This window comes from Kitasatospora cystarginea (assembly GCF_039533515.1).
Classification (GTDB): domain Bacteria; phylum Actinomycetota; class Actinomycetes; order Streptomycetales; family Streptomycetaceae; genus Kitasatospora; species Kitasatospora cystarginea.
Genome location: NZ_BAAATR010000046.1, coordinates 17,699 through 44,183 on the forward strand (window position 1 = coordinate 17,699; position 26,485 = coordinate 44,183).

The 26,485-nt window shown below is 73.2% G+C and carries 21 protein-coding genes; 5 read left to right on the forward strand and 16 right to left on the reverse strand.

The annotated features are described in order from the left end of the window. Positions 1–21: 21 nt before the first annotated feature. The 4 genes from mycP to eccB form a co-directional block, all read right to left on the reverse strand. Positions 22–1,311 carry a type VII secretion-associated serine protease mycosin gene (mycP, locus tag ABD369_RS33945; RefSeq protein WP_344640472.1) on the reverse strand — a complete coding sequence of 430 codons (1,290 nt, stop codon included), beginning with the start codon at positions 1,309–1,311 and terminating at the stop codon, positions 22–24. Between the two features lie 138 nt (positions 1,312–1,449). Continuing rightward, a complete protein-coding gene (locus tag ABD369_RS33950; RefSeq protein WP_344640473.1) occupies positions 1,450–1,746 on the reverse strand; it encodes a WXG100 family type VII secretion target in 297 nt (98 codons plus the stop codon). A gap of 74 nt (positions 1,747–1,820) precedes the next feature. Beyond that, a complete protein-coding gene (locus tag ABD369_RS33955; RefSeq protein ID WP_344640474.1) occupies positions 1,821–2,177 on the reverse strand; it encodes a WXG100 family type VII secretion target in 357 nt (118 codons plus the stop codon). A gap of 135 nt (positions 2,178–2,312) precedes the next feature. Continuing rightward, the gene (gene eccB / locus ABD369_RS33960; RefSeq protein WP_344640475.1) at positions 2,313–3,932 is read right to left on the reverse strand and encodes a type VII secretion protein EccB; all 1,620 of its coding nucleotides are present in this window, start codon (positions 3,930–3,932) and stop codon (positions 2,313–2,315) included. A 375-nt stretch (positions 3,933–4,307) separates the two neighbouring features. Here eccB and eccE point away from each other — a divergent pair, with 375 nt between their 5' ends. The 3 genes from eccE to ABD369_RS33975 all read left to right on the forward strand — a co-directional run bounded on the left by eccE (position 4,308) and on the right by ABD369_RS33975 (position 8,883). Further along, positions 4,308–5,570: a type VII secretion protein EccE gene (gene eccE, locus ABD369_RS33965; protein WP_344640476.1), complete on the forward strand. Its 1,263-nt coding sequence runs from the start codon at positions 4,308–4,310 to the stop codon at positions 5,568–5,570. Next, on the forward strand, positions 5,570–6,337 hold the full coding sequence (locus ABD369_RS33970; RefSeq protein ID WP_344640477.1) for a hypothetical protein: 768 nt from the start codon (positions 5,570–5,572) through the stop codon (positions 6,335–6,337). The genes eccE and ABD369_RS33970 overlap by 1 nt, the downstream gene beginning before the upstream one ends. A 389-nt stretch (positions 6,338–6,726) precedes the next feature. Next, a complete protein-coding gene (locus tag ABD369_RS33975; RefSeq protein ID WP_344640478.1) occupies positions 6,727–8,883 on the forward strand; it encodes a nucleotide-binding protein in 2,157 nt (718 codons plus the stop codon). 81 nt (positions 8,884–8,964) lie between these two features. On the opposite strand, the gene ABD369_RS33980 is transcribed toward ABD369_RS33975, so the two are convergent. The 10 genes from ABD369_RS33980 to rimP all read right to left on the reverse strand — a co-directional run bounded on the left by ABD369_RS33980 (position 8,965) and on the right by rimP (position 22,318). Then, complete coding sequence (locus ABD369_RS33980) at positions 8,965–9,909, reverse strand: bifunctional riboflavin kinase/FAD synthetase (RefSeq protein WP_344640479.1); 945 nt, start codon at positions 9,907–9,909, stop codon at positions 8,965–8,967. Between the two features lie 60 nt (positions 9,910–9,969). After that, on the reverse strand, positions 9,970–13,590 hold the full coding sequence (locus ABD369_RS33985) for a serine protease (RefSeq protein ID WP_344640480.1): 3,621 nt from the start codon (positions 13,588–13,590) through the stop codon (positions 9,970–9,972). Between the two features lie 329 nt (positions 13,591–13,919). Then, positions 13,920–14,825: a tRNA pseudouridine(55) synthase TruB gene (gene truB, locus ABD369_RS33990; RefSeq protein WP_344640481.1), complete on the reverse strand. Its 906-nt coding sequence runs from the start codon at positions 14,823–14,825 to the stop codon at positions 13,920–13,922. Further along, positions 14,825–15,883 carry a DHH family phosphoesterase gene (locus ABD369_RS33995; protein WP_344640482.1) on the reverse strand — a complete coding sequence of 353 codons (1,059 nt, stop codon included), beginning with the start codon at positions 15,881–15,883 and terminating at the stop codon, positions 14,825–14,827. Before ABD369_RS33995 ends, truB begins: the two co-directional genes overlap by 1 nt. A 119-nt stretch (positions 15,884–16,002) precedes the next feature. Beyond that, positions 16,003–16,446 carry a 30S ribosome-binding factor RbfA gene (gene rbfA / locus ABD369_RS34000; protein WP_344640483.1) on the reverse strand — a complete coding sequence of 148 codons (444 nt, stop codon included), beginning with the start codon at positions 16,444–16,446 and terminating at the stop codon, positions 16,003–16,005. A gap of 153 nt (positions 16,447–16,599) precedes the next feature. Next, a complete protein-coding gene (locus tag ABD369_RS34005) occupies positions 16,600–16,896 on the reverse strand; it encodes a DUF503 domain-containing protein (RefSeq protein ID WP_344640484.1) in 297 nt (98 codons plus the stop codon). Between the two features lie 132 nt (positions 16,897–17,028). Continuing rightward, a complete protein-coding gene (gene infB / locus ABD369_RS34010) occupies positions 17,029–20,160 on the reverse strand; it encodes a translation initiation factor IF-2 (protein ID WP_344640485.1) in 3,132 nt (1,043 codons plus the stop codon). 196 nt (positions 20,161–20,356) lie between these two features. Continuing rightward, positions 20,357–20,656 (reverse strand): YlxR family protein, encoded by a 300-nt coding sequence (locus tag ABD369_RS34015; protein ID WP_344640486.1) that lies wholly within the window; start codon positions 20,654–20,656, stop codon positions 20,357–20,359. A 64-nt stretch (positions 20,657–20,720) separates the two neighbouring features. Further along, a complete protein-coding gene (gene nusA, locus ABD369_RS34020; protein ID WP_344640487.1) occupies positions 20,721–21,722 on the reverse strand; it encodes a transcription termination factor NusA in 1,002 nt (333 codons plus the stop codon). Between the two features lie 47 nt (positions 21,723–21,769). Further along, entirely contained in the window at positions 21,770–22,318 is a 549-nt protein-coding gene (gene rimP, locus ABD369_RS34025; protein ID WP_344640488.1) for a ribosome maturation factor RimP, read from the reverse strand. A gap of 275 nt (positions 22,319–22,593) precedes the next feature. Between rimP and ABD369_RS34030 the strand changes: the two genes are divergently transcribed. Continuing rightward, positions 22,594–23,637: a ferritin-like domain-containing protein gene (locus tag ABD369_RS34030; protein WP_344640489.1), complete on the forward strand. Its 1,044-nt coding sequence runs from the start codon at positions 22,594–22,596 to the stop codon at positions 23,635–23,637. A 183-nt stretch (positions 23,638–23,820) separates the two neighbouring features. Further along, positions 23,821–24,744, forward strand: coding sequence for an aminoglycoside phosphotransferase family protein (locus ABD369_RS34035; protein WP_344640490.1), 924 nt, complete (start codon positions 23,821–23,823; stop codon positions 24,742–24,744). On the opposite strand, the gene ABD369_RS34040 is transcribed toward ABD369_RS34035, so the two are convergent. Then, positions 24,717–25,286, reverse strand: a complete 570-nt coding sequence (locus tag ABD369_RS34040; RefSeq protein ID WP_344640491.1) for a GNAT family N-acetyltransferase — start codon at positions 25,284–25,286, stop codon at positions 24,717–24,719. The genes ABD369_RS34035 and ABD369_RS34040 overlap by 28 nt on opposite strands. 264 nt (positions 25,287–25,550) lie before the next feature. Then, positions 25,551–26,426, reverse strand: coding sequence for a GNAT family N-acetyltransferase (locus tag ABD369_RS34045; protein ID WP_344640509.1), 876 nt, complete (start codon positions 26,424–26,426; stop codon positions 25,551–25,553). Between the last annotated feature and the right edge of the window lie 59 nt (positions 26,427–26,485).

The window sequence follows — 26,485 nt, forward strand, 5'->3', positions numbered from 1 at the left end:
CCCGCGGCCGTCCTTTGGATGTCAGCCCTCGTTGCGGCGCCTGCGGTCCCGGACCACGATCGCGCTGCCTGCCAGCCCGGCGACCAGCAGCGCGCCCACGCCCACCGCATAGGTGCCGGTCCGGCTGTCCTTCTGCGCCTGGGTCTCCCCGAGGCCGAGCGGCTGCGCGACGATCTTCGTGGTGTCCAGCTGCACCGGCTTGTCGGGAACCGGGTCCTCCTCGGGCGGGGCGTCGCTGCTGACGGCCTTCACCGGGTCGACCACGCCCCAGCCGATGAACCGGTTGGCACCGGGCCCGGTGCGCTGCGCGGTCTGCTCGATCCGGGCCCGGATCTGCGCGGCCGTCCACTTCGGGTACTTCGCCTTCAGCAGCGCGGCCACCCCCGCCACGTAGGGGGCGGAGAAGCTGGTGCCGTTGTCCACGCACTGACCGTGTCCGGGAACGGTGGAGAGCATCTCCACGCCCGGCGCCGCGATCTTCACGAAGTCCCCGTACTGCGAGAACGAGGCGCGCTCGTTGTTGCGGTCCGAGGCGCCGACCGCCAGCACGGTGTCGAAGGCCGCCGGGTAGGTGGGCCCCTCCCGCCCGTCGTTCCCGGAGGAGGCGACCACGACGATGCCCTGGTCGTCGGCCTGCTTGAGGACGGCCTTGAGGTCATCCTTCTGGGGGAAGTTGCCGCTGTCGTCGGTCGCCCGGACATCCTGCGAGATGTTGATGACGTCGACGTTGGCCTTGATCGCATCCTTGACCGCGTCGATCAGAGTCGACACGTCACCGCTGCCCTGGCTGTCGTTCTGCCGGATCGCGTAGATCCTGGCGTCCGGCGCCAGTCCGACGAAACCCGTCGCCGAGTACGGCTTGGCCGCGATGATCCCCGCCACCTTGGTGCCGTGGCCGACCGTGTCATCGGTGCTCTTGCCGTCGACCTGCTTGCCGTCCTTGTCCTTCAGGAGCGACGGGCCGGCATCCACCTTGCCGTCCAGCTGCGGGTTCCTGTTGTCCACCCCGGTGTCGATCACCGCGACTTCGACCGGGGTCTTGCCATCGGGCTTGAGACCCCGCTCCTTGCCGCCGTTCCAGAGCTGGTCGAGCAGCACCCGCTGGAGCGCCCACGGCACGCCCTGGACGTCCGCGGCCGGGTTGCCGCACTCGCCGGACGCCGCGATCCCCAGCGGCGACCAGCGCAGGGCCGCGGAGTCACTCGGATCCGGCGAGGGCTGCGCCGCGTACGCGGGCACACTCGCCAGGGTCCCGATCACCCCCAGTGCGACCAGTCCCGCGGCAGCCCTGCGGTAGGTACCCAACGACACCTGTCTTCCCCTCTGATCCACCCGATGTCGTGCGCGCGGTCGCCCGCGCGCCAGGGCCTTGAACAGGCCCAGGGCGGGCGCCCGTCCGGACACCCGCCCCATGTGCACTACTGCCGTACCCCGGTGCAGGGCCCCGGCTCAGCCGCCCCAGATCGCCTGGTTGCGCTGCTCGGTCGACTGGTAGCTCTGCGCGGCGTTGTCCAGCGAGGTGGCGATCTGGCCCAGGGCCTGCTGCAGGTCAGCGGCCTTGGTGTCCCACTCGCGCTGGCGGGCCTGGTAGCCCTCCTGCGCCGCGCCCGCCCAGCTGCTGGCGATCCGGGTGACGCCGGCCTTCAGCTCGTCCAGCTGCGACTGGATGCGCGCAGCGGTCTGGCGGACCTCCTGGCTGGCGTTCTGGATGGTGGAGAAATTAACGAGAATGCTCGCGTCGGACACGGTGTCTCCTTCTGGATGGAATCGCGGCGGCCGTCACAGCGGCCGATGAGTTACGGGCGTTTCGGCGCCGTGGCTCAGAACGAGCCCCTCATCGACGACTGCTGCTCCTGCTCGGTCTGCGAGTACGCCTTGGTCGTGGCCTCGATCGCCTGCTTGATCTCGTCGAGCACCTTGTTCAGCGCGGTCGCGTCGTCGTTGAAACGGTGCTGCAGCTGCTTGTAGGCCTCAGCAGCCTGGCCCTTCCAGCCGGCCTGGATCTCGTCGACGAGCGTGTTGAGCCGACCGATCTCCCCCTGGACCTGGGCGTTCACCTCACCGATCCGGTTGGCGAAAGCCGTCATTTCTTCAGCGGTCGTCGTGAACTGACCAGACATGGTCCACCGTCCCCCATGAGAACAGACATCCTGACTGACAGCCCTGGCACGGACCATCCGTCAAACATCACGGTGTGATGTCCTGAAGCACTGTAGTCGCCATCCGCAAGTCACCCAACACCGGGAGTGCGGCAGTTACGAGATGATGACACTGCGCCAGCTGTTCGACTGACGCAGTGTCATAACGGTGTATCAGGCGTTCTGCGCCTGGAGCGCGGCACTGGTGTTGAGCACCGGCCCGGCCGGGACCAGGTCGGACCACGCGCGCGGGACCAGGGTCGGCTGCACCTTGTCGTAGCCCAGCCGGGCCTGCGCCTCGTTGCCCTGCTGCTGCGCCGCACCGCCCTGCGGGTCGGCGGGCGCGCTCGTCGCCGGCGGCGCCCCCTTGGCGTTGGGGCCGTCGTTGTTGCTCGGCACCGAGTAGCGCAGACCGGTCTCGGTGATCAGGAAGTTGCTGCCCGAGCTGTCACCGCCGCCCTTGCCGTCCACCGCGCGGAACAGCAGGCCGTGGCCCGGCGAGACGTGCGCACTGGCGGAGCCGCTGCTGACCTGGGCGGGGTACTCGGTGTGGGCCCAGACCGAACGCTTGACGTTCTTGTCGCTGTCCCAGCCCTCGAAGGTGCTGCAGAGCACCGTACGGGCCCCCTTGCCGTCGTTGACCGCGTGCTCGGCGGGCTTCTCCTTCGGCATGTCCTTGGGGTCGTCGTCCATCATCTTGGTGACGACGCTGTCCTTGAGGCTCGCGTAGTCGTTCGGCGAGAGCTCGGCGAACTTCGGCGTCGTACCCGAGGGGTAGGCGTCCTTCAACGCCCGGCTGTTGCGCATCAGTTCGGCCTGGAAGGCGGAGATCTGGTAGAGGTTCTGTGCGCCCACCACGTAGTAGGTCTTGTCCTGGAACGACAGCAGCCGTCCGACCTTCCGCTCGCTCTGCTGCGTGATGTTCACGGTGGAATGCGCACCGATGTTGTTGCCGGAGGGCATGGTGGGGAACTTGATGGGCGCCCCGTCCCCCAGGGTGGCCAGCCACTCCTTGGAGACCTGCTCCCGCGTGGCGTCGCTGCCGAACAGCGCCGCCTCCATCGCGTGGCGGTCGATCGGATCGGTGCTGTTGTCACCGAGCGCGTGCTTCATGCCCGCCTGGTCGATCAGGTACTCGCTGGCCGGCAGGTCCTTGTTGTTGATGTCCTGCGCACCGTCCTGCGGGCCCTGCACGAACAGCCACTGACCGCTGCCCAGCACCAGGTCCGGCCGCTGCAGCATCTTCTTCTCGCTGTCGGCCGCGACGAACACCGACTGGTTGATGGTCGCCTGCTGCCCGCCCACTCCCGGCCGGTCGCAGACCGACCAGAGCTTCGCCTGCGAAGCGTCGTCCGAGGTGGGCAGCCGGTCCGGGGCGTACGGGATGCCGATGGTCGCGCCGTGGTTCTTGTACGCGTCCAGCGCCGAGTCCACCACCGGCACGACCTTGGCCCCGGCCGGCAGCACCAGCCTGGCCGAAGCCATGTTCAGCACCTGGTGCAGGTACTTCTCGTTGGTCTTGGGGTCGACCAGCACCACGTAGCGGGTGGTGGAGTCCTTGCCCTGGATGATGCTCTTGCCGTCGTCCCAACCCTTGGGCGCGGTGGGCTTGATGACGCCCCACATCCCGAAGCCGGCCACCACGACGGCCGCCACCACGATGCTCGGCAGCACGGCCCGCACCGGACGCGGGGCGTCCTCGTCACTGCCGCCACCCCCCGGCTGCAGGAAGGCGCCGACCATGCGCTTGCGCGCGAAGGTATAGGCGTTGAGTTCGTCGCGGCGTGATGCCATCTTGTCGTCTCCCCTGTTCGACCGACAGCCGGACTGGCCCGACAGCCTCGGCCCGGCACCTGTGCGTACGTCAGCACGATTGGTCCATGCGCGAGTCTGCCACCCGGCGGGCACGAGGTGCAGCGAACCCTCTACGATGCAAAGCCTCTACGATGCGGCAGCAGACGGTGAGTACGGTACGGGTCCGGTGTGCCGACCAGCCAACCGGGCCGTGATATCTGATCAGAGAGGTTCACGCGGGGGATGCCAAGCCAGACCGCTCCAGAGCGACGCAGCACATCGCACGGCAGGAGCAACGGCGGCCGACGGAACGGGGGCAGGGGGACGCGCCGCTCGACACCGGCGCGGTCCGGGGGCGGCACCGCCCCGATCGCGGTGAAGGTCCACCCGCGTCCCGGCCTGCTCGGAACCCGTCTGCGCCTGCAGCAGCTCGTTCTCATCGAGGTCGCCGCCGCGCTGGTCGCGGTCGGCTGGACCATCAGCAAGGCGATGGCCGGGGTGTTCGCGGTGCCCGCGGTGCTGCTGGTGGTCGTCGCACTGCTGCCGCTGGGCGGCCGTGTCCTGCCCGAGGGACTGCAGGTGCGGATGGGCTACGGCGCCCGCCGCAAGCAGGCCCAGCTCAACGTGCCTCCGCCGGGCACCGACCCGGCGCTGGCGCCCGCGCTCGAGGTCGAGCCGGCACTGCGCACCTACACCCACGCCACCGAGGCCGACCTCGGCGGCGGCCGCCCGCTGCGGCGCGAGACCGGAATGGTCGGCGACGGCACCTTCCTGACCTCCATCCTGCTGGTGCAGTCCAAGGACCAGCCGCTGCGGCCCGCCCGCACCACCCTGCCGCTGCCGCTGGACGTGATCTGCTCGGCGCTCCAGGTGGACGACATCGCCCTGGAGTCGGTCCAGCTGGTCCAGCACACCCAGCCCGCGCCCGCCCCGCACCTGCCCGAGCAGTCGCTCGCCGCCCGCGCCTACCACCAGCTGCAGGACGGCCTCAGCACCCCGGGCCTGCGGCTCACCTGGGTCGCACTGAAGCTCGACCCCGAGGCGGCGGCCACCGCCGTACTGGCCCGCGGCGGCGGCGAGGAGGGCGCCCGCAAGGCACTCCAGCGGGTGACCGACCAGCTGGCCGGACGGCTCAACGGCGCCGGTTTCACCGCCACCGTGCTGGACGAGCGCGAGCTGATCGCCGCGCTGGCCATCTCGATCTGCGCCAACCCGATCGCGGTGGCGGGCCGTCAGGGCACCGGCGGCGGTGGCGGAAGCAGCCGCCGGACCCAGGAGAGCCGCAAGTTCTGGCGGATCGACGACCGCTGGCACAGCACGTACTGGATCTCCAAGTGGCCGCAGCTCAGCCGCCCCGGTGGCACCCCCGGCCGGATCGCCGCCCCCGACCTGGTCAACCTGGTCACCGGCACCCCCGCGCTGGCGAGCACCTTCAGCCTCACCGCGAGGCGGGGCACCGGCGGTTCGGTCGGCATCAGCGGGCACGTCCGGGTGACCGGGCGCAGCGAGAGCGAGGTCACCCAGATCGGGCGGCTCGTCGAGACCCGCGCACAGAGTGCCGGTGTCGGCCTGACCCGGCTCGACCAGGAGCAGGCGCCCGGTCTGCTCGCCACGCTGCCCCTGGGAGGGACTTCCTGATGGCCTATCAGACCTACCCCGCCCAGCCGGCCGATTCAGAGGCCGACCGCACCCGCAGCGCGCTGCGGATCCGGCCGGGCTTCGGCCTGCGCGGCCCGCGCCGTGAGCAGCACGTCCTCGCTCCCGAGGACCTCTCCGCACTCTCCTTCCCGGTCGGCGACGACGGTGTGGTCATCGGCGTCGACGCGCAGCAGCAGCCCGCCGTGCTGGGGCTGTTCCGGCCGACCCCGTACGAGGTGGTGCTGGTCGGCGGCATGTGGACGGCGCAGATCATCGCGCTGCGGGCCGCCGCCACCGGTGCCCGGGTCGCCGTGGAGACCGGACGCCCGCAGGCCTGGGGGCCGCTGGCTCAGGCTGCCGGCGGCGGCCAGCCCTGTGTGACGGTGCATCACGTCGGGCGCCTCGGCGCCCAGGGTGCCTCGGTCACCTCACCGGTGCTGGTGGTCCGCGACCTTGGTGCCCGGCCGCCGCGCAGCCGGCTGTCCGCCACCCCGTGGCAGACCACCCTCACCCTGCTGCCCTACCTGGGACCGAACGCAGCCCGGGTGCTCAACTCCGCCGACCTGGTCGGCCTCCAGCGGATCTCGCCGCAGGAGGCCGAGGTCGTCGCGCGGGTCCTCTCGCTCGGCGAGCAGGACGTGACGTCGCTGCCGACGCTGCCCGACAACATCACGCTCTGGGCGACCAGGATGCGGCAGCAGTTCGTGATGACCAACCCGGTCGAGTCGGAGGGCCAGTTGCTGGGCGGCCCGCGGCGAATGGACTGAGCGGAGCGCCGTGGGGGCGCGGGGAACCGCGCGAGGCGGAGGAATCCAGGCCCGCACCGAGCGCGGTCGGCAGGTCGCAGTGCCCACGGGGGCCATCGGGGTGCGACCGGGCCGGCCGCCCGGGGCCGCCCGACGCGGAATCCTTCCGTCGTACGTGGCTCCCCTCGCCCCCACGGCCCGCCAGTCAACGAAGTGCCTCCAGGGGGAGGAGGTGAACAGCCGGTGAGATTCACTCCAAAGGCGGTTGTCAACGCCCCTCGAAGCCCTGGTGAAGGCACGTGAACCCTGGCGTGAGTTCCGGCACCGCCTTCAGGTGACCGCGAGTCACGTCCTAGTCTTGATGCCCGACGGCACCGCGAATCAGCGGCGGCGAAAACGAGGGAGCCCAAGTGAGCAGCGATCGGGACGGCGTCTACGTCGGCGACAACGCGGCAGAAGACGACGACGACTGGTCGGACGTTCCTGACTACTCGCCGCCGTCCTGGTACACCCAGAGCGCGGAGCCCCAGGCGGGCGCACCCGCGCCGACGCCCGCGACCGCGCCGACGCCCGCACCCACACCCACCCCGGTACCGGCACCCGCGCCCGCCCCGGCTCCGGCCCCGGCGCCCGTGCCGGTCGCGGAGGCGGCTCCGGCCCCGGCGCCCGTACCGCCGGCACCGGGCCCGTCCGCCGTGCCGAACAACCCGTACGCCGGCGGTGAGCAGCCCCAGCCCGCACCGCACGCCGAGGTGCCCGCCGCGGAGCCGGTGCCGCCTGCTCCGGCCCCTGCCCCGGCTCCGGCCCCTGCCCCGGCTCCGGTCGCCGCACCCACTCCGCCGCCCGCACCGGTGGAGTCGGCGGCGCAGCCCGTGTCCGCACCCGTCGAGACTGCGGCGGCCCCCGCTCCGGTGCCTGCCCCGGCTCCGGCTCCGGCCGCCCCCGAGCAGCCGGTTCCGCCACAGGCGTGGCCGCCTGCCGACGGTGCGCCGCAGGCCGGTCCCGTGCCGGTACCGGCACAACCTCCGTACCCGCAGGAGGCGGCCCTTCCGCCGCAGGCGCCCCAGGCGCCCCAGCCTCCGCAGAATCCCCAGCAGGCACCCCAGAACCCGCAGGCACCGTGGCCGCAGCAGCCTCCGGCACCAGCACCGACCACCGCCCCCGCCATGCCCGCCCCTCCGGTGGACCCGCGGCAAGGCGGCTGGCCGCAGGCCGGCGGCTACCCGCAGCAGCAACAACAACAGAGCTACCCCCAGCAGGCCGTGCCGCAGGCGACGGCGGCGTACCAGCAGGGCGGCCAGCAGCCGATGGCCCACGGCGCCGCACTCGGTTACACGGCCGCGGTGGAACTGTCCTCCGACCGCCTGCTGCGCGGCCAGCCCAAGGCACAGCGGCAGCAGCCCCGCTTCCAGTTCGGCGGGAAGGCGGCGCAGGCCGACAAGGCACGCAGGCTGGAGATCATCCGTACGCCGGTGATGAGCTGCTACCGGATCGCGGTGATCAGCCTCAAGGGCGGTGTCGGCAAGACCACGACCACCACCTCGCTCGGGGCCACCCTGGCCAGCGAGCGCCAGGACAAGGTGATCGCGATCGACGCCAACCCGGACGCCGGTACGCTCGGCCGCCGGATCAAGCGCCAGACCGGTGCGACCATCCGCGACCTGGTGACCGCGATCCCGCACCTGCGCAGCTACATGGACGTCCGCCAGTTCACCTCCCAGGACCTCAACTCCGGTCTGGAGATCCTGGCGAACGACGTCGACCCGGCCGTCTCGACCACCTTCAACGACTCGGACTACCGCCAGGTCATCCAGGTGCTCGGCCAGCACTACCCGATCATCCTGACCGACTCCGGCACCGGTCTGCTGTACAGCGCGATGCGCGGGGTGCTGGACCTTGCCGACCAGCTGATCATCGTCTCCACCCCCAGCGTGGACGGTGCCAGCAGCGCCTCCACCACCCTGGACTGGCTCTCCGCGCACGGCTACGCCGACCTGGTGCAGCGCTCGATCACGGTGGTCTCCGGGGTCCGCGAGACCAGCAAGATGATCAAGGTCGAGGACATCGTCGCGCACTTCCAGACCCGCTGCCGCGGCGTCGTCGTGGTGCCCTTCGACGAGAGCCTGGCGGCCGGTGCCGAGGTCAACCTGGCGATGATGCGGCCCAAGGTCCGGGACGCGTACTTCGAGCTGGCCACCCTGGTCGGCGAGGACATCGCCCGCGCCCAGCAGGCGGCTCAGGCCCAGGGCGGCTGGGCCCCGCAGCAGCAGTACCCGCAGCAGGGGCAGGCCGGCGGCTACCCGCAGCAGCAGTACCCGCAGCAGGGCGGCTACCAGCCGCCCCCGCCCGGCGGCTACCCCGGCCAGCCCGCGCCCGGCGCCCCCTGGGCGCCGCAGCCGGGCCAGACCCCGCCGCCCGGGTACCCCGCCCCGCCGCAGGGCGGCACGCCGCTGCCGCCGGAGTGGACCCAGCAGGCCGGCGAGCGCCCCGGCTACGGCTACCCGCCGCCGCCCGAGGGCCAGCAGCCCCCGCAGGGTTACGGCTACCCGCCGCCCCCGCAGCAGTGAGCGACGCGCAACGCAGCGGACCCCGCCGACCGTGCTGGTCGGCGGGGTCCGCTGCTTCACGCCGCTGTCCGCGGCCGACTCTCAGGAGCCGTCGGTCAGTTCACGCGCCCGCTTGACGTCGTCGGCCATCCGATCCAGCAGCGCCTCGATCGAGTCGAACTTCTCCATCCCGCGCAGATACGCCAGGAAGTCCACCGCCACGTGCAGGCCGTACAGGTCGAGACCGATCCGGTCGATCGCGTACGCCTCCACCGTGCGCAGGGTGCCGTCGAAGGTGGGGTTGGTCCCCACCGAGATGGCGGCGGGCATCCGCTCGCCACCGGCGGTCAGCCAGCCCGCGTACACCCCGTCGGCCGGGATCGCGCTGTGCGGCACCGTCTCCACGTTCGCCGTCGGGAAGCCGAGCTCCCGTCCGCGCTGCGCGCCGCGCACCACCACGCCCTCGACCCGGTGCGGCCGTCCCAGCACCTCTGCCGCCCCCGTCATGTCCCCCTCCGAGATCAGTCTGCGGACCAGGGTCGACGAGAAGGGCTCGCCGTCCCCGGCCGCTCCACGCACCTTGAGGTCCACCACCTCGACCTCGAAATCGGCCTTGCGGCCGAGCTCCGCGAGCAGCTCGACGCTCCCGGCCGCCTTGTGCCCGAACCGGAAGTTCGGCCCCTCGATGACCAGCCGCGCACGCAGCGCGTCCACCAGCACCTGCTGGACGAAGGCCTCCGGCGTCTCCTTGGAGAACTCCGGCGTGAACGGCAGCACCAGCACCGCGTCCACCCCCAGCTCGGCCATCAGCTCCGCCCGGCGCGGCTGCGGCGCCAGCAGCGGCGGGTGGCTGCCCGGCCGGACCACCTCGCTCGGGTGCGGGTCGAAGGTCACCACGACGGTCCGTACGCCCAGCTCACGGGCACGCTCGACCGTGCGGCCGATGATCAGTTGATGACCCCGGTGCACACCGTCGAAGGATCCGATGGTGACGACGCTGCGCCCCCAGTCCCCGGGGACCTCCTCCAGGCCACGCCAGCGCTGCACCCTGACCGCTCCTCGTTCCTGGCGCACGCTTTGTACGCTCCCATGTTCCAACCTGAACCCCTATAGCGTGCCATGCGCCCGAGTCGGCTTCGGCACCGGAAGGCCTCCTGCGCGCGACGGTGGGCGCGGGACACCGCGTTCGGCCTCCGCGGCGGCGTACTGCGGGTCCCTCCCGGCGGCCACCAGGCCCCGCATCCGGGCCAGCAGCGGCCCGCCGGCCGGCGGCCTCCCGGCGGCCGGCCACTCGGCCAGCAGCCGCGCGAAGGACGCCGAGCGGCCGGCGCAGCGGACCAGCCCGGCATCGGCCCGAGCCGTCCGCGCCGCGATCGTGCGGACCAACTCCCGCACCCGCTCGGGCTCGTGCTCCGCGCAACGCTCGGCCAGCGAGTTCAGCACCGCCGTCAGGACGCCCTCATCGCCCTCGCCCGCCAACAGCGCGTCCAGCACCGGCCCGCGTGCGGGCAGGCCCGGCGCCGCCAGCCGTACCGCCAGGACCCGCCGCACCGGTGCCGGCCGCGCGGTGAGCCCCAGCGCCCGCAGCACCTCCAGCGGCTCGACACAGGGCCGAAGGGTCGCGGCCGGCCCCGAGGTCCGGGACGCCTCCCCGTTCGGGGGCTCCGGGGGCCCTGCGAGCAGCCGGTCCAGGTAGTCGGCGATCTGCCCGACCCGCTCGGGGTGCTCGCGCAGCAGCTCGGCGGCCAGACCGAGACCTCGGCGGGCCACCGCCGGATCGGGCACCTCGGCGAGCACCCGCAGCGCTTCGGCCATCGCCGCGCCGGGCGCCGCCAGGCGCTGCCGGAACGCCGCCAGCACCTGCTCCGGCCACTGGGCCAGCGCGGGGGCCAGCACCTCGGCCGTGACGAACGGGTCGTCCGCCAGGTACCGCGCGATCGCCGCCGCCAGATACCGCCCCCGGCTCTGCCCGTCGCGCACCAGCAACGCCAACGCCGCACCGTGCAGCGCGGGTTCGTCCTCCCGGGCGAGCAGCGCGGTCGCGGTGAAGCGCAGCAGTTCCAGGCCGGAGCCGGTCGCGTACGGCGCGGTGCGCAGCGCGTGCACCGCGGCGGCCACGTGCCGCTCGGGACGGGGGTCGTGGCTCCAGCGGTCGACGGCACGGCAGAGCGCGGAGGGTTCGTCCGCCGCGAGCAGTGAGAGCAGGGCGTCGGCGCGGGGGTGGGCGGTCTCCACCAGGCACTCGGTGAGATCGTCCAGCGCGAGCTTCCGGTGGGCGTGCAGCAGGTCGTGGGCGAGGTCGGCGACGGTGCTCCCGGAGTGCGACCTGAGACGGCGGTCGTCCTCGAACCAGCGGCACAGCAGCCCGATCGCCGTGTGCGGTTCGGCGGCCAGCAGCTCGGCCGTCGCGGCCCGGAAGGCCTGGGTGGCGTCGTCGGCCCGGACCAGAGCGCGGAGCAGGTCCAGCCGGTCCGCGGGAGCCAGCGGCAAGGCGGCCCAGAAGGCCGGCCCGAACGCACCGGTCTGCTCCCCGCGTTCGGCGAGCTGCGCCAGCAGGGGCCGGTGAACCCCGAGGTCGGTGCCGGACCGCAGGGCGGCGGAGAGCAGGTGCCCGGCCCACCAGGCGTGCTCGCTGCCGGCCGGTGCGAGCTCCAGCGCCCGCCACAGCCGGCACAGCCAGCCGTCCAGCGCCTCGGCGCCCCAGGTGGTGCCGGTCCGGGCCAGCGCGACCACCACGGGCCCGGCACGGTGTCTCGGCACCCGGTGCGCTGTTCCTCCCGGCGCTCCCGCTGCGCGGGCGACGGAGGCCCGGCCGCGTTCCGGTTCTCCGGCGGCCGGCGGCTGCTCGGGCCCATCGGTGCCGTCCTCCGCCAGCAGCAGCCGCAGCGCGCCGTCCAGGTCCAGGTGCTGCCCCTGCAGCCACTCGCCGAACTCCTCGTACGCGGGCCGGTATCCGTCCCCGACCGCGACGAAGAGCCGCTCGCCGAGCACCGCCGGGGCCCAGCCCCCGACGGTCGGGAACAGCAGCTCGAACGCGTCCGCCGACAGCCCGCCGTGGCCCGAGCCGAGCATCTGCCGGGCCGCCTCGTGCACCCGCCCGGCGACCACGGCGGCCAGCCGCCGTACCCGGCCGGGTTCGGCCGCTCCCGACCGCGGCCCGCCCCTGCGGTGCGCGCCGGGCCGCCGCGTCTTGGCGCCGTCGGCCAGCCGGTCGGCGATCCGCAGGCAGAGCAAGTCGAGGTACCCCTCGAAGAGTTCGCCGCGCCGGGGTGGTGTGCCGTGCCAGCGCACGCCCGCCGCCCGCAGCTCTCCGGCGATCCGCAGGGCCAGCGGGTGCGTCGCCTCCGCTGCCGCCAACAGTCGTTCGTTTCCGGTGACTTGAACCCCGCCTTGACCGCCGTCCGCGGTCTTCGGCGGCCCCGGCGGCCGGAGCGCCAGCCCGTACCGGCGCGCGGCTCGCTCGGCGGCCTCCTGCGGCAGCGGGCCGAGCCCGTGCACCAGGGCCGCTTCGACTCCCGTACCGTCCGTACGCTCCCACTCGGCCCACTTCTCCGGGCGGCAGGCGATCAACAGGCTCGCGGACGCCGCGCGCAACCACTGCGAGGTCGCCCGCAGCCAGGCCGCACCGGCTGCCGCGGGCGCCTCCTCCGGCGCGTCCAGCACGACGAGCAGGGGTCTCCCGGCCTCGGCGCAGAGCCGCGCGGCCTGCCCGGGCTCGGGGGCGTCGACTCCGAGCAGCCCGGCCGAGCGCGCCAGGGCCCGGCCCACCGGGTCCGCCAACGATCCGTCCCCGGCGCGCAGTTCGGCACCGCGCAGCCATAGCGTGGGCAGCGGGTGGCGCCCGCCGGCCCGGCGGACCGCCAGCGCGGCCAGCTCGGTGGTACGCCCGCTGCCGGGGGCGCCGACCAGCGCGGTGAACGGGCCCTGCGGCTCCTCGCCGGTGAGACCGTCCGGCCGGTCCACCCGGTCGGCGGCCAGGTCGGCGATCCGTCCAGGACCGGCGACGGCCGACCCCAGCTGGGCGGAGGCCAGTTGCAGGACCCCGGCCGGATTGAGCGCCCGCCCGTGCGCGGGGACGGTGACGGCGTTCCGCGCCACCAGCTCGGCCAGCGCACCGGCCGCAGCGGCGTCCCCGCCGGTCACCAACGGTACGGCCACCACCCCGCCCGTCTGCCCGGCCGGCAGCGACGGGACGACGACCCCGAGCACGGCCCCGGTCCCGGCGTCCACCACGGGTGCACCGGCCGGCACCGCCGCCGTCAGGTCCAGCCACAGCGCACCGGCGATCAGATGGAACTCGTCGTGCCAGGGGTACATCGCGGTGCCCGCCCCGAGCACTCCCCCCTGCGCCGACGCCGCCCTGCCGCCGCTGCCGAAGGACGGCACCGCGACCGGTTCCCCGCCCCTGCCCGGGCCGCCGATCGGCAGCGGCGGCACCGGCAGGCCGCCGACCGCCTCCGTCCGCACCAGCGCGAGGCCGTGCCGTGCGAGCGGTTCGATGCAGTCGGCGCCGAGCACCCGCGCCTGCCCGCCCTCGGTGTGCAGGACCAGCCGGTCCAGCCCGGCCACCGTCTCGTGCGCGGTGACCACGGTGCCGTCCAGGTCCGCGGCGAAGCCCAGGCCCCGCAACCGGCCGTCCGGACCGCAGATCCGCAGCAGTGCCCGTCCCGGGTCGATTGCCGCCCAGGACCATCCGTCCGCCGTAACAGACCACCGACCAGCGGCCATCAGCCCGCCCTCCCCCGCAGGGCCGCGAACGGGTCCCGCTCAGCGGGGAGGCCCGCCGCAGCCGCCGTACACACCCGCCGGGAGCCTGCCCCCGGGGGCGGGCGGAGCACCGCAGCCACACCCTGCACGCCGAGCTTTCACCTCGCGCGCCCGCCTGTCCGGGTGAGATCCCCCGGTCCCGGGTTTCCCGTCAGCACGGGACGCAACAGACGCAACGGCCGCCTCAGGCGGTGCAGGCGAGGACAGGCCCTCGGCACGCGCAGGGCATGACCACGGCAGCACGGCCGCGCGGTCGCCCACCACCCCCGGGGATCTGCTCCGGCCGGTCGTCAGCCGACGAAGACGGCCACCGGGCGGGCGCTGGCGCCCCGCTCCTCCACCAGCGCGAGGAAGCGGCCCTCCGGGTCGAAGACGGCGATCGGCCCGTCCACACCCAGCCCCGGGGCTTTCAGCTTCATGCCGTTGGAGAGCAGCCTGGCCTGCTCGGCGTCGATGTCCCAGCGCGGGAAGGCCGCGGCCGCCGCATCGGCGATCGGCAGCACCTCGAGCTTCTCCTCCAACTGCTCCAGGGTGTGCGCGGACTCCAGCCCGTACGGGCCGACCTTGGTGCGGCGCAGCGCGGTGAGGTGGCCGCCCACCCCGAGGTCAGCGCCGAGGTCGCGGGCCAGGGCCCGGATGTAGGTGCCGGAGGAGCACTCGACGGTGACGTCGAGGTCGATCACGGGCGTGCCGTCCTCCGCGACCGCGGCCCGCTGGTCGTGCACCGTGAAGGAGTGCACCGTCGTCGCCCGGGCGGGGATCTCGAAGTCCTCGCCCTCCCGCACCCGGTGGTAGGAGCGTTTGCCGTCGATCTTGATGGCGCTGACCTTGGACGGTACCTGCATGATCTCGCCGGTCAGCTTGGCGATCCCGGCCTCGATCCGCTCCCGCTCGATCCCCGAAGCGTCGGCGGAGGAGGTGACCTCGCCCTCCCGGTCGTCGGTGATGGTGTTCTGCCCGAGCCGGATGGTCGCCTCGTAGGTCTTGGCGGTGAGCATCAGATGCCCGAGCAGCCGGGTGGACCGCTCCACTCCGATCACCAGGACGCCGGTGGCCATCGGGTCCAGCGTGCCCGCGTGCCCGACCTTCCTGGTCCCGGCCAGCCGGCGCATCCTGGCGACCACCCCGTGCGAGGTGAGGCCCTCCGGCTTGTCGACAATGACCAGGCCGTCGGGGCCGGTTCCCTTACGCTTCATCAGTTCTTCTCTGTGCGGATCTCGGTAGGAGGTTCGGAAATCAGGGATCGGCTCGGGCCGAGCGCGGCCCGGAACCGGGCGATGGTCGCCGGCACTTCGTCGCGGGCCGCGAACCCGGCCGCGAACTGGTGCCCGCCGCCGCCGAGTCGGGCACAGACGGCGGATACGTCGATCGCGCCCTTGGCCCGGCAGGAACCCCGCAGCGTGCCGTCCGGGTCCTGCTTGAGCACCAGGGCGACCTCCGCCTCGGCGGGGCGGCGCAGTACGTCGATCAGGCCCTCGATCTCCTCGACGGTCACGCCGAACAGCGCGAGGTCCTGGTAGGGCACCCAGGTCCACACCAGCCCGAGCCCGCCCGCCGCCCCGGGCTCGTACACGGCCCGGTCGAGGGCGGCGGCGAGCACCTTGAGATAGCCGAAGGAGGAGGTGTCCCACAGGGTGCGGGAGATCAGGTCGTGCCGGATGCCGGTGGCCAGCAGCCGCCCGGCGAGTTCGTGGGTCGCCGGGGTGGTCGCCCGGTACCGGAATGACCCGGTGTCGGTGGCGATCCCGGTGTAGAGGCAGGTGGCGAGTTCCTGGTCGAGCGGCACGTCCAGGCGGCGCAGCAGTTCGTCGACCAGGACGGCGGTGGCCGGGGCCTTCGGGTCGATCAGGCGGTGGGTGCCGAAGCCGGGGTTGGAGGCGTGGTGGTCGAGCACTATCAGCACGGGGGCCGCGAAGGCCTTGCCGTGCAGCAGGCCGAGTCGGCTCTCGGCCGCGACGTCCAGGCAGACCACCAGTTCCGGGACGTCCGGCACCTCGGCGGCCGGGACGATCAGCTCCTGGCCGGGCAGGAAGGCCAGCGACTCGGGGATCACCTGGGGGTCGTCGCCGAAGGAGACCCGCACCCGGTGGCCGAGCCTGCGCAACGCGATCCCGGCGGCCAGTGCGGAGCCGAGCGCGTCCCCGTCGGGGCTGATGTGGCAGATCAGGTCGATCGTCCCGGCCCGCCGGACCGCCTCGACCACCCGCTGCCACTCCGACTCGGCCGGGCCCGCCACCGGCGCGGAAAGCGCCACGGACCGGGCGGATCCGCCCGGTGACTCAGTGCGAGGCCCCGGAAGCACCGCGAGGGCACCCTCCACCGTGTTGGTGGAAGATGCCCCCAGGCCGGCCGGAACCGGCTCGGCGGTCACGGCTACTCGTCCTCGTCGTCGCGCTTGGAGCCCGGTGCCCGGTAGGGGTCCGCGTCTCCGGCGTACTTCGCCCCGGCGGCGGCCGTGCGGACGGCGGCGTCGGAGACCCGCGCCTTGTCCAGCAGCTCGTCGATGGTCCGGGCGGTGTCCGGCAGGGCGTCCGCGACGAAGGTCAGAGACGGCGTGAAGCGCACCCCGGTCTGCTTGCCGACCTCGGAGCGGAGCACGCCCTTGGCGCTCTCCAGAGCCGCCGCGGTCGCCTCGCGCTCGGTCTCGTCGCCGTAGACCGTGTAGAAGACGGTGGCCTCGCGCAGGTCTCCGGTGACCCGGGTGTCCGTGATGGTCACGTAGCCAAGGCGCGGATCCTTGATCCGTCGTTGCAGGGTCTCGGCCACCACCACCTGAATGCGGTCGGCGAGCTTGCGCGCCCTTGCGGTGTCGGTCACGTTGCCTCCTCGTACGGTGGGCTCGGTACCCGGGTCAGTGCTTCACCCGGCGGGGCCCACGCCCCAACGTACCTGCCCGCGCCCAGCCTTGTGGGCGCTGTCGGTCCTCGCGGGTGTGACGGTGGCGACTTCAGCACCGCCGTACCCGGCTTCTCACTCATCGTCGTCGTGGTGGTAGCGCCTCCTCGCGGAGAGCAGCTGCACCTCGGGGCGGCCGGCGACGAACCGCTCACAGCTGTCCAGTATCTCGGTGACGTACCCGGCGTCGCCGGACACCACCGCGAGGCCGATCTCGGCCCGGCGGTGCAGATTCTGGTTCCCGGTTTCCGCTGCGCACACGCTGTACTTGCGCTGCAGCTCGGCCACGATGGGCCGCACGATCGAACGCTTCTCCTTGAGCGAGTGGACGTCGCCGAGGAGCAGGTCGAAGGTGAGTGTTCCCACGAACATGTAAGGCAGGTCTCGCCGACCTGAAGGCCTCGTAGGACCCCCTTGAACAGGGGCGTACGAGGACCCTACACAGCGAGACCGGGGCCGGTCGACGGGATAACCATCCCGCCGACCGGCCCCGGCAACCGGCACTTACGAGCGCGGCTTCTCGCGCATCTCGTAGGTCTCGATGACGTCGTCGACCTTGATGTCGTTGAACGACCCCAGGGTCACACCGGCCTCGAAGCCCTCGCGGACCTCGGTCGCGTCGTCCTTGAAGCGGCGCAGACCCTCGATGGAGAGGTTCTCCGCCACGACCTTGCCGTCGCGGATGAGGCGGGCCTTGGCGTTGCGGCGCAGCAGGCCCTCGCGGACCAGCACACCGGCGATGTTGCCGAACTTGGAGGAACGGAACACCTCGCGGATCTCCGCGGAGCCGAGGCGGACCTCCTCGTACTCCGGCTTGAGCAGACCCTTGAGCGCTGCCTCGATCTCCTCGATCGCCTGGTAGATGACCGAGTAGTACCGGACGTCGACGCCCTCGCGCTCGGCCGCGGTACGCGCACGGCCCTCGGCCCGCACGTTGAAGCCGATGATGATGGCGTCCGAGCCCATCGCCAGGTCCACGTCGGACTCGGTGATGGCACCGACACCGCGGTGCAGCACCCGGAGCTCGACCTCCTCGCCCACGTCCAGCTTGACCAGGGCGTCCTCAAGGGCCTCGACCGAACCGGAGACGTCACCCTTGATGATGAGGTTGAGCTGCTCGATGGAGCCGGCCGCGATGGCCTTGTCCAGGTCCTCCAGCGAGATCCGGACCCGACGCTGCGCGAAGGCGGCGTTGCGGTCGCGGGCGGCACGCTTCTCGGCGATCTGGCGAGCGGTGCGGTCCTCCTCGACGACGATGAAGCTGTCGCCGGCGCGGGGCACCGAGGTCAGACCGAGCAGCAGCACCGGGCGGGACGGACCCGCCTCCTCGACGTTGTTGCCGTTCTCGTCCAGCATGGCGCGGACACGGCCGTAGGCGTCGCCAACGACGATCGAGTCACCGACGCGGAGGGTACCGCGCTGGACCAGGACGGTCGCCATGGCGCCGCGGCCCTTGTCCAGGTGGGCCTCGATGGCGATGCCCTGCGCGTCCTGCTCCGGGTTGGCCCGCAGGTCGAGCGAGGCGTCCGCGGTCAGGACGACGGCCTCCAGCAGCTGGTCGATGTGCAGCCCCTGGCGCGCGGAGATGTCGACGAACATGGTGTCGCCGCCGTACTCCTCGGCCACCAGGCCGAACTCGGTCAGCTGGCCGCGGACCTTGGTCGGGTCGGCGCCCTCGACGTCGATCTTGTTGACGGCGACCACGATCGGCACACCCGCGGCCTTGGCGTGGTTCAGCGCCTCGACCGTCTGCGGCATGACACCGTCGTTGGCCGCGACCACCAGGATCGCGATGTCGGTGGACTTGGCACCACGGGCACGCATGGCGGAGAACGCCTCGTGACCCGGGGTGTCCAGGAAGGTGATCGGACGGTCTTCGCCGTTCACCGAGGTGGTGACCTGGTAGGCGCCGATGTGCTGGGTGATGCCACCGGCCTCGCCGGCCACCACGTTGGACTTGCGGATGGCGTCCAGCAGGCGGGTCTTACCGTGGTCGACGTGACCCATGACGGTCACGACCGGCGGACGCGGAGCCAGCGCGGCCTCGCCGCCCTCGTCGGCACCGAAGTCGATGTCGAAGGACTCCAGCAGCTCGCGGTCCTCGTCGTCCCGGCTGACGATCTCCAGAACGAAGCCCATCTCGCCGGCCAGCAGCTCGAGGGTCGCGTCGGAGACCGACTGGGTGGCGGTGACCATCTCACCGAGGTTGAACATCACCGAGACGAGCGCGGCCGGGTTGGCGTTGATCTTCTCCGCGAAGTCCATCAGCGAGGCACCGCGCGACAGCCGGACCGTCTGGCCGTTGCCGCGAGGCAGCATCACACCGCCGACGGACGGGGCCTGCATGGCCTCGTACTCCTGGCGCTTCGCCCGCTTCGACTTGCGACCACGGGCCGGACGGCCACCGGGGCCGCGGCCGAAGGCACCCTGCGTGCCACCACGGGCACCCGGACCACCCGGACGGCCACCGAAGCCACCCGGACGCGGGCCGAAGCCGCCGCCACCGGCACCCGGGGCACCGCCGCCGGGACGGGGGCCACCGAAGCCGCCACCGGCCGGACGCGAGCCCGGACCGGCCGGACGGCCGGCGAAGCCCGGACGGGCGCCGCCGCCACCGGGACCACCCGGACGGCCGCCGGGGCCACCGGGACCACGGCCACCCGGACCCGGACGCGGGCCGGGGGTCGGACGCTGCGGCATCATGCCCGGGTTCGGGCGCGGCATGCCGGACGGGGACGGGGCACCCGGACGCGGGCCGGCCGGACGGGGCATGCCGTCGGGACGGGGCGCACCGGCACCCGGGGCACCCGGACGCGGCGCGCCACCGGGACCGGCAGCGGGACGCGGACGGTCACCGCCCGGACGCGGCGCACCACCGGGACCGGCACCCGGACGCGGACGGTCGCCACCAGGACGCGGCGCGCCACCGGGACCGGCAGCGGGACGCGGACGGTCGCCACCCGGACGCGGACGCTCACCCTGGCCGGGAGCACCGGCGCCCGGACGCGGACGCTCACCCTGGCCGGCGCCGGGACGGCGGTCGCCGGGACGGGCCATGCCGGTGGCGCCGCCCGAAGTGAAGGGGTTGTTGCCCGGACGCGGACCGGCCGGACGCGGGCCCGGACGGGCCGAGGTCGCCGAGGTCGGGCGCGGGCCCGGGGTGGCCGGACGAGCCGGAGCCTCACCGGCCGGGGCCGGGGAGGAGAACTCGGCCGCCGGAGCGGCCGGAGCCGGCGCGGCGGGACGCGCGGCCGGGCGCGGGCCCGGGGTCGGCGCGGCCGGACGCGGCGCGGCGGGGGCGGCCGGGGCGGCGGGAGCCGCAGCGGCCGGAGTCGGACGGGGGCCCGGGGTCGCCGTGGGGCGCGGGCCAGGGGTGGGGGCACCCGGCTTGGGTGCGGCCGCGCCGGTGGCACCGGCGGGCTGGGGCGCCGCGGGCTTGCGCGGGCCAGGCTTTGCGGCGGAACCACCAGCAGGCGGCGTCGCTCCCAAAGCGTCAGTCAACTTACGAACGACCGGCGCCTCGATCGTCGAGGACGCCGAACGGACGAACTCACCGAGCTCGGTGAGCTTGGCCATGACGGCCTTGCTCTCCAAGCCAAGCTCCTTGGCGAGTTCGTATACCCGGACCTTAGCCACTTCGCTCCTGTCTACGTGTCCGGGGTAATCGTCCGCCGGACTGTCGCTACTTCATGGGCGTACTCATCGCGTACTCATCGAGTGCTCATCGCAATCTCGACCTACTTCCATCTCGCGAGGTACCTGACGTGTCGCGCGGCGCACGAGTACTTACGTGCACTACGCATTGCTGTGGTGCTTCGCCGCGCCTGAGAACTCAGGGCGCCGAGGTCTCGCCTGCCCGCTCGCCGACGTACGCGCGCAGAGCATCGGTGTCGAGCACGCCCTGGAGCCGGAAGGCCCTGGGGAACGCCCGTCGACGTACCGCGAGGTCGAGGCAGGCCAGGTCGGGGTGCAGATGCGCACCCCGCCCCGGCAGTGCGCCGCGCGGATCGGGGACGCACACGCCCTCGATCGCCACGACACGCAACAGCTCGTGTTTGGCCGCTCGCTTGCGGCAGCCCACGCAGGTGCGTTCAGGGCATGCACGGACATGCGTCCGGCCAGACGCGCTCAAGTCTACCCCTCCGAAGGGACATGGCGCCGCCCCATCGATCACAGCAGGGCAGCTATAACGTTCACTACTCGGCAGAAGATTCCCCGGCGGGAGCCTCGGTGTCCGGCCGGATGTCGATCCGCCAGCCGGTGAGACGGGCCGCGAGGCGGGCGTTCTGGCCTTCCTTCCCGATGGCCAGCGACAGCTGGTAGTCGGGAACGATCACCCGGGCGGAGCGCTGGTTGTAGTCGACGATCTCCACCTTCGTCACCCGGGCGGGGGACAGCGCGGCGGCGACCATCTCGGCCGGGTCCTCCGACCAGTCGACGATGTCGATCTTCTCGCCGTGCAGCTCGGACATCACGTTGCGCACCCGGCCCCCCATCGGACCGATGCAGGCGCCCTTGGCGTTCAGACCCGGCTTGCGGGACCAGACCGCGATCTTGGTGCGGTGGCCGGCCTCGCGGGCGATCGCGGCGATCTCGACGCTGCCGTCGGCGATCTCCGGGACCTCCAGGGCGAAGAGCTTCTTCACCAGGTTGGGGTGGGTGCGCGAGAGCGTCACCGAGGCACCGCGGACACCTCGGCGGACCGCCACCACGTAGCACTTCAGCCGGGTGCCGTGCTTGTAGTCCTCGCCCGGGACCTGCTCCTGCGGCGGGAGGATGGCCTCCAGCTTGCCGATGTCGACCAGAATGTTCTTCGGATCGTTACCCTGCTGGACGACACCGGTGACGATGTCGCCCTCCTTGCCCGCGTACTCACCGAAGGTCTGGTCGTCCGCGGCGTCGCGCAGCCGCTGCAGGATGACCTGCTTTGCGGTGGAGGCGGCGATCCGGCCGAAGCCGCTCGGGGTGTCGTCGAACTCCTTGGGCTCGACGCCCTCCTCCAGCTCCGACGGGTCCTCCAGGGCCCACACGGTGACGTGGCCGGTCTTGCGGTTCAGCTCGACCCGGGCCCGGCGGCGGGAGCCCTCGGTGCGGTGGTAGGCGATGAGAAGGGCCGACTCGATCGACTCGACCAGCAGGTCGAACGGAACGCCCTTCTCGGTAACCAGCCCACGCAGGGCGCTCATGTCGATGTCCACGGCTACGCCTCCTCTTCTTTCATCACGTACATGGTTCAGCCTGCGCGTCAGTCGTCGGAGGCGTCGTCGGTGTCGTCCGCCGCGAGGTCCTCGGCCTCGTCCAGGAGCTTCTCGTCGTCCTTGCGGTTGAACTCGACCTGGACCCGGGCCTTGGCGACCTCGGTGTACTCCAGCCGGCGCTCCTTGGCCTTGCCGCGGCCCTTGACCGGCTGCACCTCGACCAGTGCGCCGTCCTCGTCCGCCGACAGCACCCGGGCGACGATCTCGCCGCCGTCCGCCAGCTTGACCTTGACCAGCCGGCCCTCGGCCCGGCTCCAGTGGCGCGGCAGGGTGAGCGGGCGCTCGACGCCCGGCGAGCCGACCTCCAGCAGGTACGGGGCGTCGCCCATCACGTCGGAGTCGTCCAGCGCCTGGCCCACCAGCCGGCTGAACTCGGCGATCGCGTCGAGATCGACACCGCCCTCGGCGTCCACATCGATCTGCACCTGGCGACGGCTACCCGCCTGGGCGACCTTGACTTCCTCGAGGTCGAGTCCGGCCTCGGCGGCCAGCGGCTCCAGCAACGCGCGCAGCCGGTCAGTGGGGGTGGTGCTCATCCGGGTGACTCCTCGGCCGCGTCTGCTGTTGTCGGTAGGTGCTTAAGTCAACGCGAAGCCTAGCCGGTCAACCCCGAAACCGCCGATTCCGCCGAGCAGCGCGACCCCCCAGGTGCACCCTGTTGCCGGGCAGCTGCCCGACCGGGTTGCGAGCAACATCACATTGACGTCGCGGTGATCACGACCGGCTGCCGTGTCGATTCTGTAATGATTCACGACACGGGGGGCGCCGTCTCCCATGCCACCACACCCCCTGACCCCGCGGGAGCACGACGATGCCGTCCTCCAACCGGCGGACCCTGCTGGTCCTCGGCGTACTCACCGGCGCCCTGGTCCTCTGCGGCTGCACGGGAGGCGGCGGCACCGACGGAACCGGCGGCACCCGTGAGGCCCGGCCCGACCCCGACCTGCCGCTGCGGGCCCGGGCGGTGGCCACCACCGACACCCTGCTCGCCGACTACGACGCGGTGCTGGCCGGCCCCGGTGCCGCCCAGGCGGACCGGCTGCGGACCTTCCGCGCCGACCTGGCCGCCCACCGCACCGCCCTGGCCTCAGGACTCCCCTCCCCTGCCGGCAGCACCTCCCCCGCCGGCACCCCCTCCGGCAGCGGCTCCGCCGCCGGCGGGGCCGTCCCGCCCAGCACCCGGCCGACCGGCAGTGCGGTGAACTCGGTGGCCGCCCTGGCCACCGCCGAGCGGCAGGCCGCGGGCGCCCGGCTCGCGGACCTGGACACCGCCTCACCCGCCCTCGCCAAGCTGCTGGCCGCCGTGTCGGCCTCGGACGCGCTGCACGCGGCCGCGCTCGGCGATACCGGCCCGATCACCGTCCCGGCACCCGCCCCCTCGTCCTCGGCCCGGGCCGCCGCGTCCGGCCCGGCCGTCTCCAAAAGCCCCGCACCGCTGCCGGGCGCCTCCGCCGCCGCGCTGCAGAACGCGCTGGCCGCCGAGCACGCCGCCGTCTACGGGTACGGCGTGGTCGGTGCCTGGCTGCCCGCCGGAGAGCAGCGCCAGGACGCCTACGCCACGTACGCCGTCCACGAGGCCGAGCGCGACGGCTGGCAGCGGCTGCTCGGCGCCGGCGGCGCGACCCCGACCGCCGCCGCCCCCGGCTACCGCCTGCCCTTCCAGGTGACCGACGCCGCCACCGCCGGACGGCTCGCCGCCCACGTCGAGACCCAGCTCACCGGCGTCTACGCCGACCTCGTCGCCGCCACCACCGGACCGCTGCGCGACCGTGCCGCCACCGCCCTGCGCGACACCGCCCTGCGCGCCACCCACTGGGGCGCCGACCTCTCCGCCCTCCCGGGCCTGCCCGGGTAGCGGCGCCAGGGCAACCGCCGGGGCGCGGCGGGCGGCTCGCGCACCGCCGGAGCGCCGCGGCAGATGCCTCCGAGGAGCTACCCGGCCCCCTTGACGGCTGCGCCTGACCAGCTGTTTCGACCCGATGGCCGACAATGGGCTGGCAGTCACCACACGGGGAAGCACCCGAGCGAGAGGCCCAGCATGTCGCCAGTACCAGGGCAGTTCACCATCCCCGAACGTCTGACGGCGACCGCCCTGGCCACCGCCGGCGCCGCGGGCGAAGCCTGGCTGTCCGCCCTCCCGGAGACCGTCCACGAGCACACCGCCCGCTGGAACCTCACCCTGGAGCGGATCGCCGACCCCGGCGGACGCCTCAGCCTGATCGCCTACGTCCGCCGTCCGGACGACTCGCTCGCCGTCCTCAAGGCCCAGCCGGTCACCCCCGCCACGGCGTACGAGCACGCGGCCCTGCGCCACTGGGCCGGCCGCAGCGCCGTCCTGCTGCTGGACGCCGACCCGGCCGCCGGGGTGCTGCTGCTGGAACGGCTGCACGGCGACATCCCGCTCCGCTCGCTCGCGGAGGCCAAGGCGATGGTGGAGGCCACCAGCCTGCTCCAGCGGTTGTGGGTGCCGCCGGCCGAGGGGAACCCGTTCTCCTCGGTCGCCGAGCGGGCCGGCGAGCAGACCGCGGAGCTGCGCCGCCGCCGGGACCTGCCCGTGGCCGTGGACACCCGGCCGCTGGTCGACGAGGCCCTGGAGACGGCCGCCGGACTGCTGGCCGGCGAATCCGAACACCTGCTGCTGCACGGCGATTTCCACCACGGCAACGTGCTGGCGGCCGACCGGGCCCCCTGGCTGGCCGTCAATCCCGAACCACTGGTGGGCGAACGCGCCTGGGACCTCGCTTGGCTGGCCCAGGACCGGATGGACACCCTGGTCGGCTCCCCCGGCCCGCGCGCCGCCGCCCGCCGCCGCCTCCACCAGCTCGCCGACGCGGTCGAGGTGGACCACGAGCGGTTGCGCGGCTGGACCCTGTTCCGCACCGTCGGTGCCGGGCTGCGCAGCCTGGAGCACGGCGACACCGCGAGCGCCGAGCTCTACCTGGAGTTCGCCTCCTGGCTCTGACCGGGGGGCAGCAGCGGCAGCGACGCGCCCATCACCGCGTACGGGCGGGCGGTGTTCGGGAAGAGCACCTGCCGGGCCAGGTCCCGGTAGCCGAGCGAGCGGTAGAGCCGCCGGGCGGGGGTCTCCGCGTCGATCGCCGAGAGGATGCTGCGTGGCAGCCCGGAGCGCTCGCACAGGGTGCGGATCAGCGAACTGCCGATGCCGCGGCCCTGGAACCCGGGCAGCACGTGCAGCTCGGTCACGGCGAACACGCCGTCCAGCCAGTCGTCGTGCCCGCGCGCGGCCAGGTAGGGCTCGATCACCGTGCTCCACCAGTGCTCGCGCCGGTTGGGCATGCCGTAGCCGAAGCCGACCAGCCGGCCCTCGCTGAGCGCGCCGAGCGCGATCACCCCGGGCTGCTGGGCGTGCCGCGCCACGATCTGCAGCCGGACCGCCACCTCCTCGGGCCGCAGCCCGAAGGCGACCGCCTGCACGTCCAGCGCGTACGGCGCCCAGGCGGCCAGGTCGATGGCCTCGATCGTCACCTCGGTGAGCTGTTCCATCGGACCTTCCTTCGAGGGGACCACCGGCTTCGGCCGGCGGGGGAATCGAATCCTTGGCGAGGCGCCGCGGAGCGAGGCGGCCGGCCCGAACGCTCAGGCCCCGCCCTTCGGCAGCGGGCAGGGCTTGGCCGGGGCCGGCCGCCAGGCTCGCTTGAGGCCCGCGGCTTCGGCCGGCGGGGAGGAGTCACGACCGGGACGTTACTACTACCGTCCCCACCCGATGACCTGCTCGGGCCGAAAACCTGGGGCCCGAGCGGAACTCGCTCAGAACAGGACGCTCATGAAGGCGCCGACCTCGCGGAAGCCGACCCGGTGGTAGGCCGCCCGCGCCCGGACGTTGAAGTCGTTGACGTACAGCGAGACCACCGGCGCGACCTCGCGCAGCGCGAAGTCCAGTACGGCGGCCATGCCGGTCTCGGAGAGCCGCCGCCCGCGGTGCTCGGGCGCCACCCAGACCCCCTGGATCTGGCAGGCTCCGGCCGTCACGGCACCGATCTCGGCCTTGAAGACCACCTCGCCGTCCTCCGAGAAACGGGCGAACGACCGCCCGCCGGCGACCAGTTCGGCGACCCGGGCCTGGTAGAGCAGACCGCCGTCGCCGGCCAGCGGGGAGATGCCCACCTCTTCGGTGAACATCGCCACGCAGGCGGGCATCAGGGTCTCGATCTCGTTCTTCCTGACCCGGCGGACCAGCGGATCGGGGGCCACCTCGGTGGCGGGCTCGGTGGTGGAGAGCAGCGGCTGGTGGGCGCGGACCTCGCGGGGTGTCCCCCAGCTGCGCTCCAGCAGCGCCCAGAGGGCGGCGGTGGGTTCGGCCGGTCCGACGATCGAGGAGCAGCGGCGGCCCTGACGACGGGCCCGCTCGGCGAAGGCCCGGACGGCCTCCGGCCCCGCGTTCACCAGCACCAGATTGGCCCCGGCGTAGCAGAGCGACTCCAGCTGGCCGTCCTGGTCGTACCAGCCCCACATCTCACCGCCGAGCCGCCAGGGGTCGAGCCCGACGGCCTCGACCCGGGTGGCGACGAACGCGTTGGCCACCGGGTCGCGGTGCAGGATCTCCAGGGCGGCGTCGAGATCCGCGGTGTCCAGGATCCGGGTGGCGGCAAGGGCTCGGGCGACCTGGAACGGCCCGGGGAGCATCACACCACGATCGAGCACAGGCACCTCACCAATCGAACTCGCCCGGCCCCGCTCCGGCC